Consider the following 19,459-nt stretch of genomic DNA (forward strand, 5'->3'; position numbering starts at 1 on the left):
CATATTTTAGAGCCACTCAAAATAAGTGATTACACTTCAGTCCTTTTTTCGTAAGCTATTTGTAGCTCGATATTCGAGGGATGTTGCTCTGATCTCACTTAAAGTTTAGTAAGCTCGTATGCCTTTCTATATTACCTCGACAAAAAGTCCATCATCGTTCTTAGTGACTTTCGCTACTTTTTTGGCGGTTAAACCTTTTATCGCTTTGTCCCATTTCTTGTTACTTAGTCCAGACTGCGACTTCAATTCATTTAAGTCTATTGGAGACTTCGATTTTAAGGTTTGGAACACTGCCTTTTCGTCTTCACTCATTTCAACTTGCTTCTTTTCAGGTCGCATTTGAGGGAAGAACAAGACTTCTTGGATAGATTGGTTGTTTGTCAAAAACATGATAAGTCGGTCCATGCCAATTCCCATTCCAGAAGTTGGAGGCATGCCATATTCCAGTGCTCGAAGGAAATCGTAATCGATAAACTCCGTAGCTTCATCATCGCCTTTAGCAGCTAATTTTAATTGGTGTTCAAAGCGCTCACGTTGATCGATAGGGTCATTGAGTTCCGAATACGCATTGGCAATTTCTTTTCCGCAGACCATCAATTCGAAACGTTCTGTTAATTCAGGGTTATCACGATGTTCCTTGCACAATGGACTCATTTCCTTTGGGTAATCTGTGATAAATGTTGGTTGGATGTAATTGCCCTCACATTTTTCACCAAAAATTTCATCTATGAGTTTTCCTTTACCCATCGTGTCATCTACTTCTACGCCCATGTCTTTTGCTGCTTGACGAATTTCAGATTCCGTTTTACCTGAAATATCAAATCCGGTAAAATGTTTAATAGAATCAGCCATGGTTACACGCGCATAAGGCGCTTTAAAATCTATTTTGTGCTCGCCATAGGTCGCTTCAGTTGTGCCATTAACAGCTATGGCACAATGCTCTAGTAACCGCTCGCAGAAATCCATCATCCAGTTGTAATCTTTGTAAGAAACATAGATTTCCATCGCTGTAAATTCTGGGTTATGCGTTCTGTCCATGCCTTCATTTCTAAAGTTCTTTGAAAACTCATAGACACCTTCAAATCCACCAACAATTAATCGTTTAAGATATAATTCATTCGCGATACGCATATACAAAGGAATGTCTAAACTATTGTGATGTGTCACAAATGGTCTGGCAGCTGCACCACCTGGAATAGGTTGTAGTATAGGTGTTTCAACCTCAAAATAGCCTGAGTTATTGAAAAACTCGCGCATGGCATTAAAAAGTTTGGTACGCTTTACAAAGACGTCTTTCACATGTGGATTCACCACCAAATCGGCATAACGTTGTCGGTAGCGTTGTTCGGCATCTGTAAAAGCGTCGTGCACTTTACCTTCACTATCAACACGTGGCTGTGGTAGCGGTTTTAAAGCTTTACTTAACAACGTAAAGTCTTTAACCATCACTGTTTTTTCACCTACTTTTGTTGTGAATAATTCGCCTTCTATTCCTATAAAGTCGCCAATGTCAAGAAGCTTTTTGTAGACATCGTTGTATTTGCTTTTATCCTCACCAGGACAAATTTCATCTCTATTAAAATACACTTGAATTTTTCCTGCACTATCTTGAAGTTCAGCGAAGCTAGCACTTCCTTGAATTCTACGAGACATAAGTCTTCCAGCTATAATAACCTTCTTGCCTTCTTCATACATGTCTTTCACCTGTCTCGATGTGTGATTTACAGGATATAAATCTGCAGGATAAGGATTGATGCCTAAGGCTCTTAATTTTGCGAGTTTGTCGCGTCTCACTAGTTCTTGTTCTGAAAGCTGCATGCTAAATGTATTTTGAGGTGCAAAATTACATTTTTTACAAGAATTAACGTAAAAAAACCATTAGCATTTGTCGTGCCAATGGTTTTTAATGTTGTGGTCATTCTAATTTGATTTAATGACGTCAAGATTCTCTATGAGGTCTTCATTTTTTGGAAAACGATGTAAGGCATTTTCCAGGACCTCAATACTTTCACTTTGACGTCCAGAAATTCCAAGGGTATTAGCTAAACTCATGTAAGTATTCGGAATTTCAGGAAATAGACGTGTATTTAATCGGAACACTTCTATCGCTTCATCGATGTGATTGTTGTGATACAGAACGCGTCCATACGTGTTTAATTCATACATACTCGTCACTTTTTCTGCGTAAGATTTTGTAAGTTTTTCAGCGGAAGCTTTTAATCCATTGATTCCGTCGAGCTTCAGTATACTATGAATTTCATTCACAATCATGTAATTAGATTGATATGCATTGTTACTCACAATTTGTAACATATCACTTTCTAGATCTTCCACGGGATGTTCCACGATACGATTCACTTCTTTTCTGTTTTTGTAAAAAATAAAGGTAGGAACACGATGAATATTTAATCCAGCTTCTTCATGATTCGGACTTTGTTTATACATATAGGGTTTTCTGCTAACAGCCACAGTTGTTAATTGGGTTTCTGGAAAATCGCAGGCCTCTAGAATTTTATAAAACCTAGGAACTTCTTGTTTGCTGTCGCCGCACCATGTACCCATAAAGACTGTAATTTGATAGTCTTTTAACAAAGGCCTCAATTTGGCTATAATTGTATTATTTGGCTCGTATGCGTCATACGCTGTCGAAAACCAAAGGTTATAATTGGGTGCCGTTAAGCCAGATTTATCAATTTTCCCTAAGAGAAATGGCTCTGATGTTTCAGAATCCATTTCAAGGTTAAGTGTTTGACAGTAGGCTAAATTCAGGACAAAAAAGACGAAAATAATAGAAATGCTACGTTTTTTCATAATCATTACTATTGTTGTTGTTCATCAGTATTTTTTAAGACCTCTCCTTTGATTCGTAAGAGTTTTTTGGCCTCAGAGGCATTAGACATAACTGTGATTGTTTTTGAAAACACACCAACTCTATTGGTGGCATATTTCACACTTATTTCTCCCGTATCTCCTGGCATAATAGCCGTTTTAGGATAGGTTGGCACTGTGCAACCACAAGAGGTTTTTACATTGGAAATAACAACAGGAGCATTCCCTGTATTCTTAAAGGAAAAAACGCGAACGCCATCTGCTTTATGAGGTATTTTTCCGTAGTCGATGATATCCGTTTCAAATGTGAGCGTGCCAGCTATTTCTTTTTGATCAGTTTGTGAAAAACTAAACGCTGCGGTTAAAAAGCAAAGGATAAATACAGGTAATTTTAAAAATGTCGTTGGACGATTCATTGGTTTCATTGTAATTGTCATTATAAATGGGTTTGTGATTAATAGAACACAAACATCAAAATTACAATTGAAAACTAACGAAAAATAGGGTTTGAAATAAGGACTAGTACTAGGGTTGAATTTTGTAACTACCTGTTAAACAACGACTTTAATTCTTCTCTAGAATTAACGTTCATTTTTTTATAAACACTATTAACGTGGGTTTTAACGGTGCTCACACTTACAAAAAGTGTTTCAGCAATAGCTTTATTACTGTTGTTTTGAAGTAACAGATCTAATACCTTTTGCTCTTGATTAGTTAATTGTTCCTTAACTTCAAGTAACTGCTTTTGCTTTTTGTTTTTTGAAGATAGGAGCAACCAAATATTTAAGCTAAAAGATAAAACTAACAATCCAACTAATATGTAAGTCCAATCAAAACCTTGCGTATCTTTTGCAGTTGAAATGATATATTCATCGGAAGTTAATTCTGCTTCATATTGTTTGGTATAGGATGTGTTTGGATAGGATGTTTTCAACCGTTCTAAGAGACCATTGTAATAGGGATTAGACTTTAAGTCTTCAAGGTAATAACTGTGAAATGCGTTGCCTCTATCGGAAAGGTATGCATAAATGTATAATTCGGCGAGCGGTTCATTCAGAGATTGGCCATAATCCTGAAGGGTCTTGAACCATTTTTTGTTATTGAGATCACGATTAGCCTTACTTCTGAATTCTGAATAGGCGAACTTCATTTCTTCCTTGAGCGAATCAATTTTTATAAATGCTGCCGTTTTCGGATTTGTAGAAATAATATCACAAAACATTTGCGCATCAAATGACAATGGAAATGTGATGGTATCATTACTTTTTGCAATGAATAGGATATCTTGACTGTCTTTACAATGCCCTTCAAAATGATTACTTCCCTGTTCAAATGTTGAGCAGTTGTCGACATGGAGTTTATAGATTTTTTGCACCGTATCTAATTGATCGCCTGTAAACTGAAAAAAACCATCGCTGTTAGAAGTAGCTTTATTAATGATTTGTTCGTCGTTGATGCCTTCAAGTGTTCTGTAATCTTCAATGACTGATAAATAAACGTCATTATGCCAACGCTCAACATCAATATGACCATTAAAATTATGTTGTGCTATAGCCACATTTGCGAATAACAGCGTAATTAAGATGTACCAATGTTGTCTCACGCTACTAAACTAGTATTTTTTATCGACATCAAAAATGGGATAGAGAAGAAAGCGTAGCTGTAACAATTTTGTAAAAAAAACGTCTTATAGAAGCATCAATCATCAAACAGTGTATCTATGAGTTTTTGGAGAGTCGTTCTCGCTATTATTTTTCCACCTTTATCTGTCATTGGTAAGGGTTGTGGATCCATCTTTATAGTGTTTTTATTATGGATTTGTGGTTGGGTTCCAGGGGTAATTGCAGCCTTGATAATTCTTAATAATCCTGAGAGATAAAAAGCGTATCTTTGTATTTGTAAATCTATAATTTTATTAAAATGAATAAATTTTTTATCGCGTTGGTATGTGCATTTGCACTTGTATTTACAAGTTGTGAGTTTTCCGAAAATATATACATCAATGAAGATGGTAGTGGAAAAATGGAATTTTCTGTAGACGCTTCTGAATTGATGTCTATGGCAGGTGATATGGGCGATGGCGAAGGAGCTCCTACAGGTATGGATAAGGCTATTGACTCTACGATTGTATTTAAGGAATTGTTTGCAGAAAAGCGTGATAGTATCTCAAAACTACCTTTAGAAGAACAACAAAAATTGAAAGCCTTGGAGAAGTTCAAGATGCATATGGTGATGGATCCTGAGACAAAGAAAATGGTATTTGAACTTAACAGTGAATTTAAGAATGCCACCGAACTGCAAGAAATGTTTTCAGCTATGAATAGCTTTAGCAACATGAATGGTAAAGGTGGGTCACCAGCTGGAGGCGCTTCTTCAAGTCCGTTTTCATCCATGGGAGAGGATGGTACCACTGATGTACAATATACGTTTGATGGAACTGTTTTTAAACGTTCAGCCAAAATCATTGATGAAGAAAGGCACCAGATAGCTATGGATAGTTTAGGACAATCTGAAATGATATTCGCTTCGTCAAAATATAAAGTGAATTACCACTTTCCAAGACCTGTAAAATCGGTTTCAAAAGAAGGTGCATTGTTTAGTGAGGATAGAAAAACAGTCACCTTAGAAGTTGGATTTTTAAGTGTCCTAAAAGATCCAGAATTATTGGATTTTGAAGTCGTATTAGAAGATAAGTAGTATTTTGAATAAACATATAATTTTAGAAGATTTAGGAACAAAAGATTACAAGGCTACTTGGGATTACCAAGAGTTGTTGTTTAAACGCATCCTAGATACTAAAATCAAAAATAGGCGTGAGAATGCACAATTAGCAACGAATAATTTCTTTTTGTTCGTAGAACATCCACATGTGTATACCCTAGGAAAAAGTGGTGATATCTCTAATTTGCTTTTGTCTGAAACTCAGTTAGAAGAAAAGGGCGCCACATTTTACAAAATCAATAGAGGAGGCGATATCACTTATCATGGACCAGGTCAGATTGTTGGATATCCCATATTAGATCTCGATAATTTTTTCACAGACATTCACAAATACTTGCGATTCCTAGAGGAAGTCATTATTCTTACCTTGGAGGAATATGGTTTAAAAGCAGAGCGAAGTCCGGGAGAAACAGGAGTGTGGTTAGATGTAGGTACGCCTTTTGCACGTAAGATTTGTGCTATGGGTGTGCGTGCCAGTCGATGGGTGACAATGCATGGTTTTGCATTAAATGTCAATGCGAATTTGGGGTATTTTGACCATATCATTCCTTGTGGTATTCGCGGTAAAGCGGTGACATCGCTCCATGTTGAGTTGGGAGTTGAAAATGTTGATGAAGCAATGGTTAAAGCAAAACTATTAAAGCATTTTGAAGTGCTTTTTGAATCTACGTTTGTATCACATGCCAACACTGAAACGCCTTAGTTGCTCGTGCTAACAACTACCTGATTGTTATTTTATTCTATTCCAAAACGGAAGCAAAAAAGTATTTAGAATAATTGAAAGGAATGGTTTCATAGGACGTTGATCTAACATAACTATGAATTCATTTGAAATTTATTCTAACCTTCTTCATTAAAAAAGACTTTGTAATAATGCATTTTTTTAGTCTCGTCATACCCACGTTCTAAATATTCTGCAGAGGCATCAGGTGCATCAACATCCAGTTTAATCTGAATGTTTGTGTCTAGTTTGATTTCAGTTTTTATTTTTTGTTTTTGCTTTTTTAGTACTAATTCAGAGACATCGAACTGATTTCTAATGAGGATATTGTGGTCGTTTTCGTAAGTTTTTTTATAATCTTCAAATAACTGAATGGTATCTTCTTCTTCAAAGACCTCCTCTTTAAAGGTTTCAATGTTTACAATCTCGTTTTCTTTGAAAAAATCCACAGTCTTAGCGAGAAAATGACTCTGTTGCTGACCACCAAATTGCGGTTGCATGATGTCTTTTGAAAACTCTCGGCACATTTCGATATAGTTCTTGGTATGCTGATTTGAGTCGTCAGGATATTTGATGTTTAAAAAGCTTTTGATCCAATATTGCGCATCGTAATTATTATTATCTACACTTAATACAATCTTACCTTCGGTATCTGCTGCATTTAGAATGAGAACACCTTTATCTACTTTTTTGGTGGCAATTCCTTTTTGTGTAATGATGTCATAACTGCCATTTTCCAGATAGGTTTGAAAAAAATGGGATTTGTTTTCAATTTTGAATATACCAACGGCATCTGTTTGATAGTCTTCATATTGGATGTCATGAATCATACAAATAATAACGTCTCCAGTTTTAATTTGTGAAGAATTGGACTGCTCAAAAAGATGCATGACGATATGTTTGGAAATCTCTACGAAGTCTGTGTCGTCTTTTAATAATTGTGAGGCGTAACTATTAATTTCATTTAATTCAACATTAGAATGATGATTAAATCTGTAAGACTCTGCAACACTGGTAAAAGGACGCAATAAATAGGGAACAATTAAGTCGTAGCTCATTTCTTCAAAATCTATTGGCTGCTCCGAAAACGCATTTTTTGTACTATTAAATTTATTACCAACTTTATGAAGAATGCATTTTGAAATGGAAGCTTTTGTGCGTTTAATCATGATATTATTTTAAAGCGCAATACTAAGAAAAAATGGGGTGATAAATAGGAAAACGCCAAAGAAAAACTTTGGCGCTTCATTGAGATTGAGGCATCGATTTGGTTTCCTTAAAAAGAGCAATCTCTTTTGTAATATTGGATTGATGTCATGATTTAAGGTCAAAAACATCAATGACATTTAAGATTTAAAAGTATATAATTTTCTTAAAAATACAGTGTTAAGTGTCTGATTTTTAGATTGTTTAAATATATGTATTATTATTGAGTTCACAAAACACAACTGTATTAATCGTTGGTTTTATTGTGCGGTTGGTCTTTGTGATTACTAACTATTGTATTTCGTAAACAATGATGGCGTCATTATCTCCTTTGGTGATAACTTCTAAAGCGTTATCCCGATCTATGTTGTCCAATTCGAGTTGAGCATTGGCGTATACTGGGAAATTGGCAATAGGTTTCGCTTGACTGTCGAAGAGGTAACCTTTTTTGGCCTGAAGATCAGTGACTGTTACATAGATTTTGTCATTGATGTAGAATATCTTTGGCGCTGTGTAAACACCGTAATCAAGAGCTATTGTTTTAGATTTAATCGTCAGTTTATTATCATTCATAACCACTAATGTTTTGCTAGTAGTTGCTATTTTATGATCACTATTAGCATTGAGGTTTTTATGACTGACATTACCGTTTTGATTAATTTCCAATAATTCACCATTCGTATTCGAAGTAGTAAATTTGTTGTTGTAGAGATAGATTTCATTATCTGAAAAACTGATGTTTTCTTTCACTTTAATTCTAGTTTTTCCAACACGATCCAAAATTTCTAATTGGTTGCCGTGGGCAAATACGATGTGGTCTTTGCTGCCAATTCTGAAATGTGAAGGTTGAGAGCTAATCGTATTATTTGCAGATTTATAAGTAAATCCACTTACGATGTCTCCATGTTTATCATACATTAACACGGATTTTCCTTGCGTAATCATGAGACGGTAATTCTTTTTCTTATCGTAATCAAAAACGGATACGGGTTGGGTGATTTCGTCATTAAATTTTAAAGGGAATTTATTCACATCTTTACCATTTCTATCAATCACATAGAGTTGTTTTTTTGTGTTAAACACAAGTTGAAGTCGCCCATTCTTATACGTGTCAATTTGTGCTATTCGTCCTAGAATAGGACCGTCTAGTTCTCTTTTCCAAAAGACCTTACCTTGATTAGATATCAGATATAAATTATTCTGAATGTCTTGTACCGCAATATCCATTTCATTGTTTGTATGGTTGTTTACTAGTTGTGGTGGTCCTGCTAATTCGGCATCTAAAGTAATATTGAGTTCCTCGTTTACGGAGTTCACTTTTCCTTTACTTTTTTGAGTTTTAAATAGGGCATTCACATGCGCGAAATCTGTATCGTAAACAAATTGTATAGCAGAAGCTTTGTAAGCGGAAATATCTAATTTTATATCGTCATTAAAATTCAAATTTAATTGTGAATTTAGTATCGAAGCATCACCATACGTTAATAGGGAGGACTCGTCACTCAAATTTTCGAGAATGCCAGCATATGTTTCACTTTCTGAAAGCGTTGTATTGTTTTGATAATTCGCAATGAAAGATTCTAAAAATGAGGTGCTATTGGAAAAAATGAAAAAATCATCCAAATTGATAAAATGGTTAGCCGAATCGATGCTAATTATTGGCGCAAAATCATTTAAAAAACTCATGGTATTTTCAATGGCATATAAATCAACACCTCTAAAATTATCAACCACCACACGATTCAAATCAAATGAGGTACCAGGATCTAGAGATCTTAATATCAGGGCTTCTTGATTGTTGTTGTATGCGTGCCCAACTTCAACGATATTTTGAAAAAGCGTTCTATTGTCGGTTAGAGAATCTAAGAATTCGTGCTTGATCAGATTGTCTCTCAGGACTTGATATTTATCGAAGGTCATACTTTTAAACCCGGTAATATCAGTCGGTAGAATATGCGCTATTAAATTTTCTTGAGGAATAGTATGTTTAAAAACATTAATCAAACTTTGAGTTGTGTCATTGGCCTTAGTGATACCATTCATGTAAATGGCATTTTGGGATACATCACTATCAAGTAAGGTGTATTGTGAAAATGACTGTTTATTTAAAGTAGAGTCTCTAAAGATGAAGGGTTGGATAGACGTGTTTTTATGATTAATGAGAATGGTCATCATTTTGCTGTCGTCGGAGGCCGACAACATTTTTTCGACAGTAGGATCAGTGCTTATGGAGCGCAAGGCGTTTTTTGTGTTTTGTACATTGTTGGATACGAAAAACGTACTATCGACAAAGGTGTAGTAAAAATGATTACTACCGTACGTTAATTTACCGATATCTTTCAATTGGTTGTAGCTGCTGTCTATTTTTACCTCAGAAATAGAGTCGATGCTACTGTGACGTTTAAAATGAGGAATGATATAGCTTATGTTGAGACTATCATTGTCGTTTTTAGATAAGGCTAATAAACTGTAATCGTCATTGACATCGTCCAGAGGTAGCAGTAAAGCCTTTAGCGTTTTGATTTGCTTATAAGTGTCAACTTCATGGATCAAGACATTATTTTTTAAGCCATTTTGTAATCCTTCAAGTGAATTAATTCTTAGTAAAACAGAGGTATCCTCAGGTACAAGAGCAAAAGGATTTTCTGACTGTGTTGAGGGATTGGTGCAACAAAAAAGAATAGATGAGCAAAAAAATATAAGCCAGATTTTTTTCATATGAAGCATTTTTGCAAATATAAAAAGTTACAGCTCTAATTGTAATTGTTCTGGTAATAATCTGAAAGATTTTCTATGGTATTTGGTCACGCCAAATTTCTTGATTGCTTCTCGATGCTCTTTGGTTGGATACCCTTTGTTCTGTTTCCAGTTATACATTGGGAATTCTTCATGAATAATTTCCATATATGCGTCTCTATACGTTTTTGCTAAAACGGAAGCCGCAGCGATTGAGACGTATTTACTATCACCTTTTACGATGGTTTCAAAAGGGATGTCTTTATATGGATGAAATCGGTTGCCATCAACAATAATAAACTCAGGGGTTGATTTTAGTCCCTCAATAGATTTGTGCATGGCAAGTAGAGAGGCGTTCAAGATGTTAATCGCGTCGATCTCATCAGGGAAAACGTGTTGATATGCGAAGCTAATGGCATCCTTTTCAATAATAGGTCTGAGCTGGTTTCTTTTGTTTTTTGAAAGCAACTTGGAATCATTTAGTATGACGTTTTGAAATGTGGGTGGTAAAATAACGGCTGCGGCAGTTACAGGACCAGCCAAACAACCGCGTCCAGCTTCGTCTGTACCACATTCTAAACTAAATTTCGAAAAACGGGATTTTAAACTCAAAATGTTAAAGTTTATACAAAGTTAAAATTTTAACGCAACCTATTTACAGTTTATGTATCTAATAACTAGTAATTATAAGGTTTTGCATGCAAAAAAACGATTATTACTCAATACAAGTGTATTAACATTTTTTTAGTATAAATACTTGTTTATTTAATATATTATTAAGATGTTTGCGCTAGACTAACTCAAATAATTGTTTTATGAAATTAAAGTTAACATGGTTAATGACGCTTTTCATGGCGTTTGTGATGCAATTCTCTTTCGCGCAAGAGAAAACAATCACAGGAACAGTTACATCTGCAGGTGATGGATTACCTTTGCCAGGTGTAAGTGTTATAGTAAAAGGGACTTCGCGCGGAGTTCAAACAGATTTTGATGGTATTTATTCTATCAAGGCTAATACCGGTGAAACACTTGTGTTTTCATATGTCGGTACTAAAACTGTTGAGAAGGTAGTTGGGTCAGCATCGAAAATTGATGTTTCTTTGGCTGAAGATTTAACTGCTTTAGAAGAAGTAGTAATTGAAGCATACTCTAATAATGCTATTAGTAGAGAGAAATCGACTTCTGCAATTACAACTTTAACAGCTGAGTCCGTAGAATCAAGACCGAACGCATCTGTTGTAACGGCTCTGCAAGGTCAGGTTTCTGGTCTTAACATTGGTACTGGTTCTGGGCAACCTGGAGCTAACAGTACGATTATCTTAAGAGGGGTAGGATCTATTAATGGTAACATTGAGCCATTATTTATTGTAGATGGTGTGCCTGTCGATGAAGATAACTTTAGAAGTATAAACCAAAATGACATTGCAAGTATCTCTGTATTGAAAGATGCTTCTGCGTCATCTCTTTATGGTAGCCGTGGTGCAAACGGAGCGATTGTTGTGACAACAAAGCGTGGTAAGTTTGGAACTGCTACTGAAGTAAATTACAGATCTCAGTTTGGTTACTCTATCTTACCTGAAGCGAACTTCGAAGTAATGAATACGCGTCAGAAATTACTATTAGATAGACAACTAGGTGAAGGTTTAGGAAATGGATTGTCTGATGCTGCTATTGCAGTTATCGCTAATTCTGTAGATACTGACTGGAGTGATATTTTCTTCAGACAAGGAACTACTGTAAACCATAACATCAGTATCTCTTCAGGTGCTGCTAATTCTTCTACGTTCTCTTCTATAGGATATTTCGAGCAAAACGGTGTAACTTTAAGAAGTAACTTGAAGCGTTTTTCTTTTAGAAATAACTATACAGCGAAAAGCGAAAATGAAAAATTCAATTTTGGATCTAACGTAACTATGAACTATAGTGAAAGTAACTTCATTCAGAATGAAGCAACTGGTAACTTATCAAACCCGTTCATCGTACCTTACGTTGCGAAACCATATTTCTCTCCTTTCAACCCAGATGGTTCTATAAACATCATCGGATTTAACGAGGATAGTTTTGATAACACGCCTTACACGTCTTTAAATAACACGGAACTTAACACCAATAAAACAGAGGAGATTAAAATTATTGCTTCTGTAAACGGTAGTTACGAATTATTAAAGAATGTGACTGCTGGAATTCGTTTTGGTTTGGATTACACGCAACAGAATGGAACATTTATTGAAGATCCAGAAAGTATCTACGGTTCAACTGCGGTAACACCAGCAGGACCTAATGCAGCAGATTTTCAAGGACAGCACTTTGAATCAACATCGAGAGATGCAAGATTTAACAATGTTGTTAGCTTAAATTATAACAATATATTTGCTGATAAGCATACTATTGATTTATCCTTATTTACGGAGTATAGTAAGTCTTACTTACTTTCAAATTCTTTGAATGCATTTGGTTTAGATCCTAAATTAGATGGTTTCGGTACGGCTTTTATTGGTGGTACAACGTTTGAAGATTTGAATGACAACGGTGAGATTGATGGTGCTAATGAGTTTCCATATATTCCAACTGTAAGTGTTGGTAGAGCTGTAGTAGGATTATTCTCTTACTTCGGTGTAGCTAAGTATGATTACGATGAACGTTATGGTTTACAGGCATCTGTAAGACGTGATGCATCTTCTAGATTCTCAAGTTCTAACAGATGGGCAACTTTCTATTCTGTTTCTGGACGTTGGAATATTCATAACGAAGCATTTATGGAAGACAGTGTATTTAACTCATTAAAGTTAAGAGTGTCTTACGGTACTTCTGGTAATGATCGTATTTCAGGAGGTTATTATGGAGCGCGTTTCAATACATACAACACGTATGCATTAGGAACTGGTTATAACAACACGCCAGCATATTTCGCTAGTCAAATTGCTAACGAAACCTTGAAGTGGGAAACTACAACTCAAACTAACATTGGTTTAGATTTCGCATTATGGGATTATAAATTATCTGGTACTATTGATGTATATAGTAAAGATACAGATGACTTATTCCAGTCGCAACCAGTATCTGCACTTAATGGAATTACGACATTAGCTGCAAACATTGGATCGATGAATAACAAAGGAGTGGAGTTGTCATTAAATTGGAAAGCAATTTCTAATGAAGACTTTAACTTATCGTTCTTCGCTAATGGATCTTATAACAAGAATGAGGTGACTAAATTACCTAACGGTGAAGATGTACCTGGTGTAAGATTATCATTGTCTGAAGGACAACCTATTGGTTCTTTCTTCGCTGTAAGATGGGCTGGTGTGAATCCTGCAAATGGTAACCCTCTATATTTAGATATAGATGGAAATATTACTGAAACTTATACAGAAGATAATAGAGTATTTGTTGATAAAGCAATTTATCCTACATTCCAAGGTGGTTTTGGATTTAATTCAAGCTACAAAGGATTCAGTTTAGATACTCAGTTCTCTTTTGTTGCAGATATCTATAGATATAATGGTAGTTTAGGGGTTATTGAAGATCCTACGCTTACGGGCTTAGCTAACTCTTCTGTGACTTTAGCAAATGCTTGGCAACAGCCTGGTGATGTTACTGCGATTCCATCGTTGAATACACCATCTACTAGAAACTTATTGACTGATAGATATATTGAAGATGCATCTTTCTTAAGACTTAGAAATATCTCTTTGGGGTATAGCTTTGATGATGTCTTAAAAGAAGGATCTTTCATTTCAAGTTTGAAACTTTATGTTCAAGCTGAAAACTTAATTACATTTAGCAAGTGGAGAGGTTGGGATCTAGAATCTAACTATAGAGCTTCGGATTTCTTCGACTATCCAACAGTTAAGATTGTGACACTTGGTCTAGATGTTAAATTTTAAAAAAAAAAGATAGATATGAAAAAAATAATAATTAATAGTGTAGCAATTATGCTACTAATGGTGTCCTTTACATCTTGTAATGATGCCATAGACATTGAACCTGTCGACCAATTAACTCCTGAAATTACCTTTGAAACGGTAGATGACCTTCAACAAGGTTTAAATGGGGTTTACGGACAGTACGGTTTTGAAGCTGATATTACCTTTAACTCTGTGTTTGCAGATAACTGTAAAGTAGGGTATGACAACGGTGGTCAGTTAATTAACTTGTACAACTGGGTAATGACTGCAGGTACTGCTCAAAGTACCACTTTGTGGACAACTTACTACAGTATGATAAACGGTGCTAATAGAATCTTAGAAGCATCTGACTTGATAGACGTTGACCCAGCTGATCAAGCACAGTTAGCGAATATTAGAGGGCAGTTATACGCTTTAAGAGCAGCAGCTCATTATCATTTACTTACGTATTTTACGACTGATTATTCGGATGAAAATGCATTGTCAATCATCATTTCTGACGAAGTGCCAATCGTAACAGATGTTTTTCCTAGAAACACAACTGGTGAAGTATTTGATTTTATTGAGTCTGATTTGGAATTAGCAAGTTCTTTAATTGCTACGTCACAAACAGATATTACTAGAGCTACGCGTGACTTTGTTACGGGATTAAGAGCTAGAGTGAGTTTATTAAGAGGACAGAATGGATTAGCAATGTCTTATGCACAAGATTTAATTGATGCATATCCGTTAGCTAACCAAAGTCAATATTTCGGAATGTTTGCTGACACAGATAACACGGAAGTTATCATGAAGTTAGCAAGACCTTCTTCTTTGGTTTCAGGAATCTGGTACTTTACGAATTCTGCTGGTCCTTTTATGGAAGCGTCTAATAGTTTGTATGATTCATTTGATCCAAGTGATATTAGATTACAAACTTGTATTAACTTTAGTACTAACAATGCTGGACCTAGTGAACCAGAAAACAACATTCATTTAATTAATAAGTATCCTGGTAACCCATCTGGTTTCATTAGTGATATTAAAAATATGAGAGTTGCTGAAATGCATTTAATCAAAGCTGAAGCTCAGGCATTGTCTGGAGATTTTGAAGATTGTGCTATTACACTTAAAGGTATTAGAGATGCACGTTTAGGAACTTCTACTGATTTAGATGTTTACACAGGTGTTGCACAAGCTGCTTCTGCTGTATTGTTAGAAAGAAGAAAAGAGTTGGCGTTTGAAGGTCAAAGATATTTAGATATCAAAAGACTTAGAAATGTTGTTGGTCAAGGAATTGTAAGAGCAGAAATCGATTGTCAAAACGGTGGAAACTGTGTATTACCAATCAGTGATCAAAGATTTACATTGCCGATACCACAGGTTGAGCTTAATGCTAATCCTGGTATAACTCAAAACCCTGGATACGGGAATTAATTTTAAAAATTATAGAAATATGAAAAATTTATTATACATATTAGCATTAGCGTTCATCATGGTTTCATGTGGTGAGCACGAGGATGTTATTTTCGATCCGACTTCTGGTCAAACGGCTATTGGTTTTGCAGATGCAGGCGTAGATTTGTCTGTACCAGTTGACGGTGTTACAGTAACGGTTGGGGTTATTTCTACTACTATTTCTGATCAATCGCGTACGTTTAACGTAGCAGTTGATATGGAAAATTCTAGTGAAGGACTTGATCCTGCTGATTATTCGTTAGGAACTATTACAATTCCTGCTAATTCATATGAAGGAACTTTAGACGTGACTCTTAATTATGATGGATTAGAAGATTTTGTTCAAAACACGTTAGTTATTAATATGGATGTCCCTGAAGAAGTAGCAACTTTAACTTCTTCTGTAACAATTACGTTCTTAAGAGAATTTGATATTGCAGAATATGTTTGTGCTTCTGATTACGAAGTTTCAATACTATTAGATAACTGGGGTTCTGAAACTACATGGGAAATTGTAGATGATTCAGGAGCTGTTATTGCAACAGGAGGTCCTTACACGGATGGAACTGCTGAACAAGTTGTTTCTTCTGTTGTAGCTTTACCGACAGGATGTTATTCATTCACAATTTTTGATGCTTACGGTGATGGTTTATTTGATGGAACCACTACAGGTACTTATGAAGTAAACTGTGAGGCACAATCTGTGGTTAAGTATGTAACTGGAAGTGGAAACTTCGGTGATTCTGAAACAACTGATTTTTGTGTAAACTAACAACTAAAAAATTGAATTTATTATGAAGAACTTTTTTAAAATATTATTTGTAGCCGTACTGGTCTTCACATATAGCTGTGAGGATAAAGATAACAGCGACAAGTTTAGAGATGATCCAACAACTGGATGGATTGAGTTTATCACTGCTGGTACGACTACGGGTCAAACATCACCTTCAGTATCTATTCCATTGGATGTAAGTGTTCCTATTTACGAAAACGGATTGAACATTGCTTATTCAATTGAAGCCGTTGAAGGAGATTTCACACAGTTTGTATCGTCTTCTTCTGGAGTAGTTTATGCTGATCCAGCTGATGCGACTCGAAATGTAACTGTAGACATAGCGCTGGCTAATATGGAAGTTGCGAGAGATTTCGTAACATCTTTTGATATTGTACTTGAGTCTGTTGATCAGCCAGGTATCCTATTAGGTTTAGAAGAGGATGGTATCACTCGTCATAGAATTACGATTCCTTGCTCTAATCCAGAGGTTTTACCAGGTGACTATTTTGTAGGTGATTATGCAATTGCTGACTTAGATGCTACTATCGGACCAGGTAATGGTACTGAAAACTTTGCAGCTGGTACAGTAACTTTAGCGGTTGATCCATTCAATCCTAATAGTAGAGTATTCACTGTTGGTGTATTACCTGCTTTTAATGGTGAATTAGAAACAGTATCAATTAACTTTACTACGGATAACGTAGTGGTGTTAGGAGGAGATGTTGATCCGAGTTTAGCATGTTCTGCAGCTGGACCATATATCTTTACACCTGAAACTAGTGGAAACACACCATGGGATATTTGTAGTGATGACTTTATGACTGTCATTTACATGGAAGATCCTAATGGATCATGTGGTGGACCATATGAAGCATCGTTTACGTTGACAAAGCTGTAAACATTGCGTATATAATTTTAAGGAAAGCCTGTGATTTTATCACGGGCTTTTTTTATTGTTATAATTAGTTGTTAAATTCCATCTGTAATGGGGCATTACTATTTGATTCTCGGATTAAATATTTACTTTTACCCATTATTAAAGCGCAATGAAGAAAAGAATATTAGTATTTTTATTACTGTTAGTGTCTGCTAGTTTTTATTCTCAACAGTTGAAAATTCCTGAGAATACTAAAAAAAATAACCAATCATTAAGGGACTCTACTAAACTTTCTAGTAAAAGTACCAGCAATAAAAACATCAAAAATAATGATGCTAAAATAGATCAATATTTAATTCGTGATGTTAATGGAAATGAAAGGTTTCTCGATACTACTTTGTCGATTTCTAAAGATTATAAATTTAATTATTTAAGAAAAGATAATTTTGGTTTATTGCCTTTTGCAAATTTAGGGCAGACCTATAACGAGTTATCTAAAGACTTTACAAATAGCTCAATGCTTCCCAAATTTGGGGCAAGAGCTAGGCACTTTAATTATTTAGAGATAGAGGATATTAATTACTATAAAGTTCCTACACCTTTAACTGAATTGTTTTTTAAAACAGCCTTTCAACAAGGTCAATTATTAGATGCTTTTTTTACTGTTAATACATCAAAACAATTAAACTTATCTATCGCCTATAAGGGTTTAAGATCTTTAGGTAATTATCAACATCAAATTACCAGCACAGGTAACTTAAGGTTTACAACAAACTTTCATACAAAAAATGATAGATATCATGCTAAAGCTCATATCACGACTCAAGATCTTTTAAATGAGGAAAACGGAGGGATAAAAGATGAAGATATTCCGAATTTTTTATCGGGTGATGAGGATTTTTTGGATAGATCTGTGTTTGATCCTAATTTTGAAAATGCAGAAAATATATTAGTAGGGAAACGGTTTTATTTAAATCATGATTATAAAGTATTAACATCTAACGACTCATTGAATAAATCGTTATCGGTTAAACATATTATTGAGTTTGAGGACAAGTACTTTCAATTTGATCAGACCAATAGTGTTGAGACGTTTTTTGGTAATTCATTTTACGATAATAACTTAAGAGACAAGGTAACTTTAGAAAATTTTAATACGAAAATAGCTGTTCAGTACGATTCACCCGTTATTGGAGATGTGAGTTTAGGAATTGGTTATACGGATATTAATTATGGTTATGATAGGGTAACAATTTTAAATCAAGAAATCATACCTAATAGAATACAAGATCAAGTCGTTAGTATAGAAGGACAGTATACACGTAGATTCAACAATATTTTATTAAATGCAGAATTTGGTTCAAACCTCATAGGAGATTTTAACGGTAGCCACTTTTCAGCGATGGCAAATTATGCGCTTAATGAAGAATTAAAATTACAATCGCGCTTGTCATTGTTTTCTCGAGCTCCCAATTATAACCTTTTGCTAAATCAAAGTGCTTACATCAACTATAATTGGTATAACGTTGAAAGGTTTTCAAATCAGAATACAACTAATTTTCAATTTGAGTTGATTTCTAAGAGATATTTGGATGTGCACTTAGATTATTCCACTATAGAGAATTATGCTTTTTTTGGATTAAATCAGGACACAGGACTAGTACAACCTAAACAAACGAATGAAACGATAAGTCTAATTAAATTAAAAATTAAGAAAGAGTTGAAACTTGGAAAATTTGCATTGAATAACACCTTGTTATATCAAAATGTGAATGATGAAACAAAATCAATTAATGTACCTGATTTCGTGATTAGAAATACCTTCTATTATTCCAATCATTTTTTCAAGAATAAGGCGCTTTTCTTACAAACTGGAGTCACTTTAAATTATTTTACAGATTACTCCATGGATGCCTATGATCCATTACTAGCTGAATTTTACACACAAAATACGACCAAAATGGATGGTTTTCCGAGATTAGACTTTTTTGTCAATGCAAAAATCAGACAAACTAGGATATTTTTGAAGGCAGAACATTTTAATTCTTCGTTCACAGGTTATAATTATTTTTCTGCGCCGAATAATCCTTACAGAGATTTTACAATAAGATTTGGTTTGGTATGGAATTTCTTTTTATAGTTTAGGTTGTAAAGTACTGTAAATAAGGGTTTGTAGTTGTGTGATATTAAAAAGGGGAAAAAAAAGAGCAAAAAAGTTTTGGTTGTAAGAAAAAAAGGGTTGTATATTT

15 protein-coding genes are annotated in these 19,459 nt (G+C 34.8%); 8 read left to right on the forward strand and 7 right to left on the reverse strand.

Annotated features, from left to right (window positions below; translation table 11 throughout):
- Positions 1-126: 126 nt before the first annotated feature.
- The 4 genes from lysS to ACU8DI_RS13955 form a co-directional block, all read right to left on the reverse strand.
- Complete coding sequence (lysS, locus tag ACU8DI_RS13940; protein WP_447113400.1) at positions 127-1,818, reverse strand: lysine--tRNA ligase; 1,692 nt, start codon at positions 1,816-1,818, stop codon at positions 127-129.
- 102 nt (positions 1,819-1,920) lie between these two features.
- On the reverse strand, positions 1,921-2,811 hold the full coding sequence (locus tag ACU8DI_RS13945) for a hypothetical protein (protein ID WP_447113401.1): 891 nt from the start codon (positions 2,809-2,811) through the stop codon (positions 1,921-1,923).
- Between the two features lie 8 nt (positions 2,812-2,819).
- Positions 2,820-3,266, reverse strand: coding sequence for a DUF1573 domain-containing protein (locus ACU8DI_RS13950; RefSeq protein WP_447113402.1), 447 nt, complete (start codon positions 3,264-3,266; stop codon positions 2,820-2,822).
- A gap of 107 nt (positions 3,267-3,373) precedes the next feature.
- Positions 3,374-4,432 carry a response regulator transcription factor gene (locus ACU8DI_RS13955; RefSeq protein WP_447113403.1) on the reverse strand — a complete coding sequence of 353 codons (1,059 nt, stop codon included), beginning with the start codon at positions 4,430-4,432 and terminating at the stop codon, positions 3,374-3,376.
- A gap of 147 nt (positions 4,433-4,579) precedes the next feature.
- Between ACU8DI_RS13955 and ACU8DI_RS13960 the strand changes: the two genes are divergently transcribed.
- From ACU8DI_RS13960 to lipB, 3 genes are read left to right on the forward strand one after another with little or no spacing between them, the layout of a single operon-like run.
- Positions 4,580-4,708: a YqaE/Pmp3 family membrane protein gene (locus tag ACU8DI_RS13960; protein WP_447113416.1), complete on the forward strand. Its 129-nt coding sequence runs from the start codon at positions 4,580-4,582 to the stop codon at positions 4,706-4,708.
- Between the two features lie 41 nt (positions 4,709-4,749).
- Positions 4,750-5,526 (forward strand): hypothetical protein, encoded by a 777-nt coding sequence (locus tag ACU8DI_RS13965; protein ID WP_447113404.1) that lies wholly within the window; start codon positions 4,750-4,752, stop codon positions 5,524-5,526.
- Between the two features lie 4 nt (positions 5,527-5,530).
- Complete coding sequence (gene lipB, locus ACU8DI_RS13970) at positions 5,531-6,253, forward strand: lipoyl(octanoyl) transferase LipB (RefSeq protein WP_447113405.1); 723 nt, start codon at positions 5,531-5,533, stop codon at positions 6,251-6,253.
- A gap of 137 nt (positions 6,254-6,390) precedes the next feature.
- Here lipB and ACU8DI_RS13975 read toward each other — a convergent pair whose 3' ends face one another.
- The 3 genes from ACU8DI_RS13975 to ACU8DI_RS13985 all read right to left on the reverse strand — a co-directional run bounded on the left by ACU8DI_RS13975 (position 6,391) and on the right by ACU8DI_RS13985 (position 10,825).
- Positions 6,391-7,440 carry a nucleoid-associated protein gene (locus ACU8DI_RS13975; protein WP_447113406.1) on the reverse strand — a complete coding sequence of 350 codons (1,050 nt, stop codon included), beginning with the start codon at positions 7,438-7,440 and terminating at the stop codon, positions 6,391-6,393.
- A gap of 328 nt (positions 7,441-7,768) precedes the next feature.
- On the reverse strand, positions 7,769-10,195 hold the full coding sequence (locus ACU8DI_RS13980; RefSeq protein WP_447113407.1) for a ribonuclease HII: 2,427 nt from the start codon (positions 10,193-10,195) through the stop codon (positions 7,769-7,771).
- Positions 10,196-10,222: 27 nt separating this feature from the next.
- Positions 10,223-10,825, reverse strand: a complete 603-nt coding sequence (locus ACU8DI_RS13985; RefSeq protein WP_447113408.1) for a ribonuclease HII — start codon at positions 10,823-10,825, stop codon at positions 10,223-10,225.
- 203 nt (positions 10,826-11,028) lie between these two features.
- On the opposite strand from ACU8DI_RS13985, the gene ACU8DI_RS13990 reads away from it, so the two are divergent.
- The 5 genes from ACU8DI_RS13990 to ACU8DI_RS14010 all read left to right on the forward strand — a co-directional run bounded on the left by ACU8DI_RS13990 (position 11,029) and on the right by ACU8DI_RS14010 (position 19,350).
- Positions 11,029-14,100, forward strand: a complete 3,072-nt coding sequence (locus ACU8DI_RS13990; RefSeq protein WP_447113409.1) for a SusC/RagA family TonB-linked outer membrane protein — start codon at positions 11,029-11,031, stop codon at positions 14,098-14,100.
- Positions 14,101-14,115: 15 nt separating this feature from the next.
- A complete protein-coding gene (locus ACU8DI_RS13995; RefSeq protein WP_447113410.1) occupies positions 14,116-15,537 on the forward strand; it encodes a RagB/SusD family nutrient uptake outer membrane protein in 1,422 nt (473 codons plus the stop codon).
- A 19-nt stretch (positions 15,538-15,556) separates the two neighbouring features.
- Entirely contained in the window at positions 15,557-16,330 is a 774-nt protein-coding gene (locus ACU8DI_RS14000) for a hypothetical protein (protein ID WP_447113411.1), read from the forward strand.
- A 22-nt stretch (positions 16,331-16,352) separates the two neighbouring features.
- Positions 16,353-17,231: a hypothetical protein gene (locus ACU8DI_RS14005; RefSeq protein WP_447113412.1), complete on the forward strand. Its 879-nt coding sequence runs from the start codon at positions 16,353-16,355 to the stop codon at positions 17,229-17,231.
- 148 nt (positions 17,232-17,379) lie between these two features.
- Complete coding sequence (locus ACU8DI_RS14010; protein ID WP_447113413.1) at positions 17,380-19,350, forward strand: putative porin; 1,971 nt, start codon at positions 17,380-17,382, stop codon at positions 19,348-19,350.
- Positions 19,351-19,459 lie beyond the last annotated feature (109 nt).

The organism is Psychroserpens sp. BH13MA-6 (assembly GCF_052983595.1).

Excerpts from the sequence above, each read along its gene's own strand:
- lysS (WP_447113400.1), bottom strand. The coding sequence starts at position 1,818 with ATGCAGCTTTCAGAACAAGAACTAGTGAGACGCGACAAACTCGCAAAA.
- ACU8DI_RS13945 (WP_447113401.1), bottom strand. The coding sequence starts at position 2,811 with ATGAAAAAACGTAGCATTTCTATTATTTTCGTCTTTTTTGTCCTGAAT.
- ACU8DI_RS13950 (WP_447113402.1), bottom strand. The coding sequence starts at position 3,266 with ATGACAATTACAATGAAACCAATGAATCGTCCAACGACATTTTTAAAA.
- ACU8DI_RS13965 (WP_447113404.1), top strand. The coding sequence starts at position 4,750 with ATGAATAAATTTTTTATCGCGTTGGTATGTGCATTTGCACTTGTATTT.
- ACU8DI_RS13975 (WP_447113406.1), bottom strand. The coding sequence starts at position 7,440 with ATGATTAAACGCACAAAAGCTTCCATTTCAAAATGCATTCTTCATAAA.
- ACU8DI_RS13980 (WP_447113407.1), bottom strand. The coding sequence starts at position 10,195 with ATGAAAAAAATCTGGCTTATATTTTTTTGCTCATCTATTCTTTTTTGT.
- ACU8DI_RS13990 (WP_447113409.1), top strand. The coding sequence starts at position 11,029 with ATGAAATTAAAGTTAACATGGTTAATGACGCTTTTCATGGCGTTTGTG.
- ACU8DI_RS13995 (WP_447113410.1), top strand. The coding sequence starts at position 14,116 with ATGAAAAAAATAATAATTAATAGTGTAGCAATTATGCTACTAATGGTG.
- ACU8DI_RS14000 (WP_447113411.1), top strand. The coding sequence starts at position 15,557 with ATGAAAAATTTATTATACATATTAGCATTAGCGTTCATCATGGTTTCA.
- ACU8DI_RS14005 (WP_447113412.1), top strand. The coding sequence starts at position 16,353 with ATGAAGAACTTTTTTAAAATATTATTTGTAGCCGTACTGGTCTTCACA.
- ACU8DI_RS14010 (WP_447113413.1), top strand. The coding sequence starts at position 17,380 with ATGAAGAAAAGAATATTAGTATTTTTATTACTGTTAGTGTCTGCTAGT.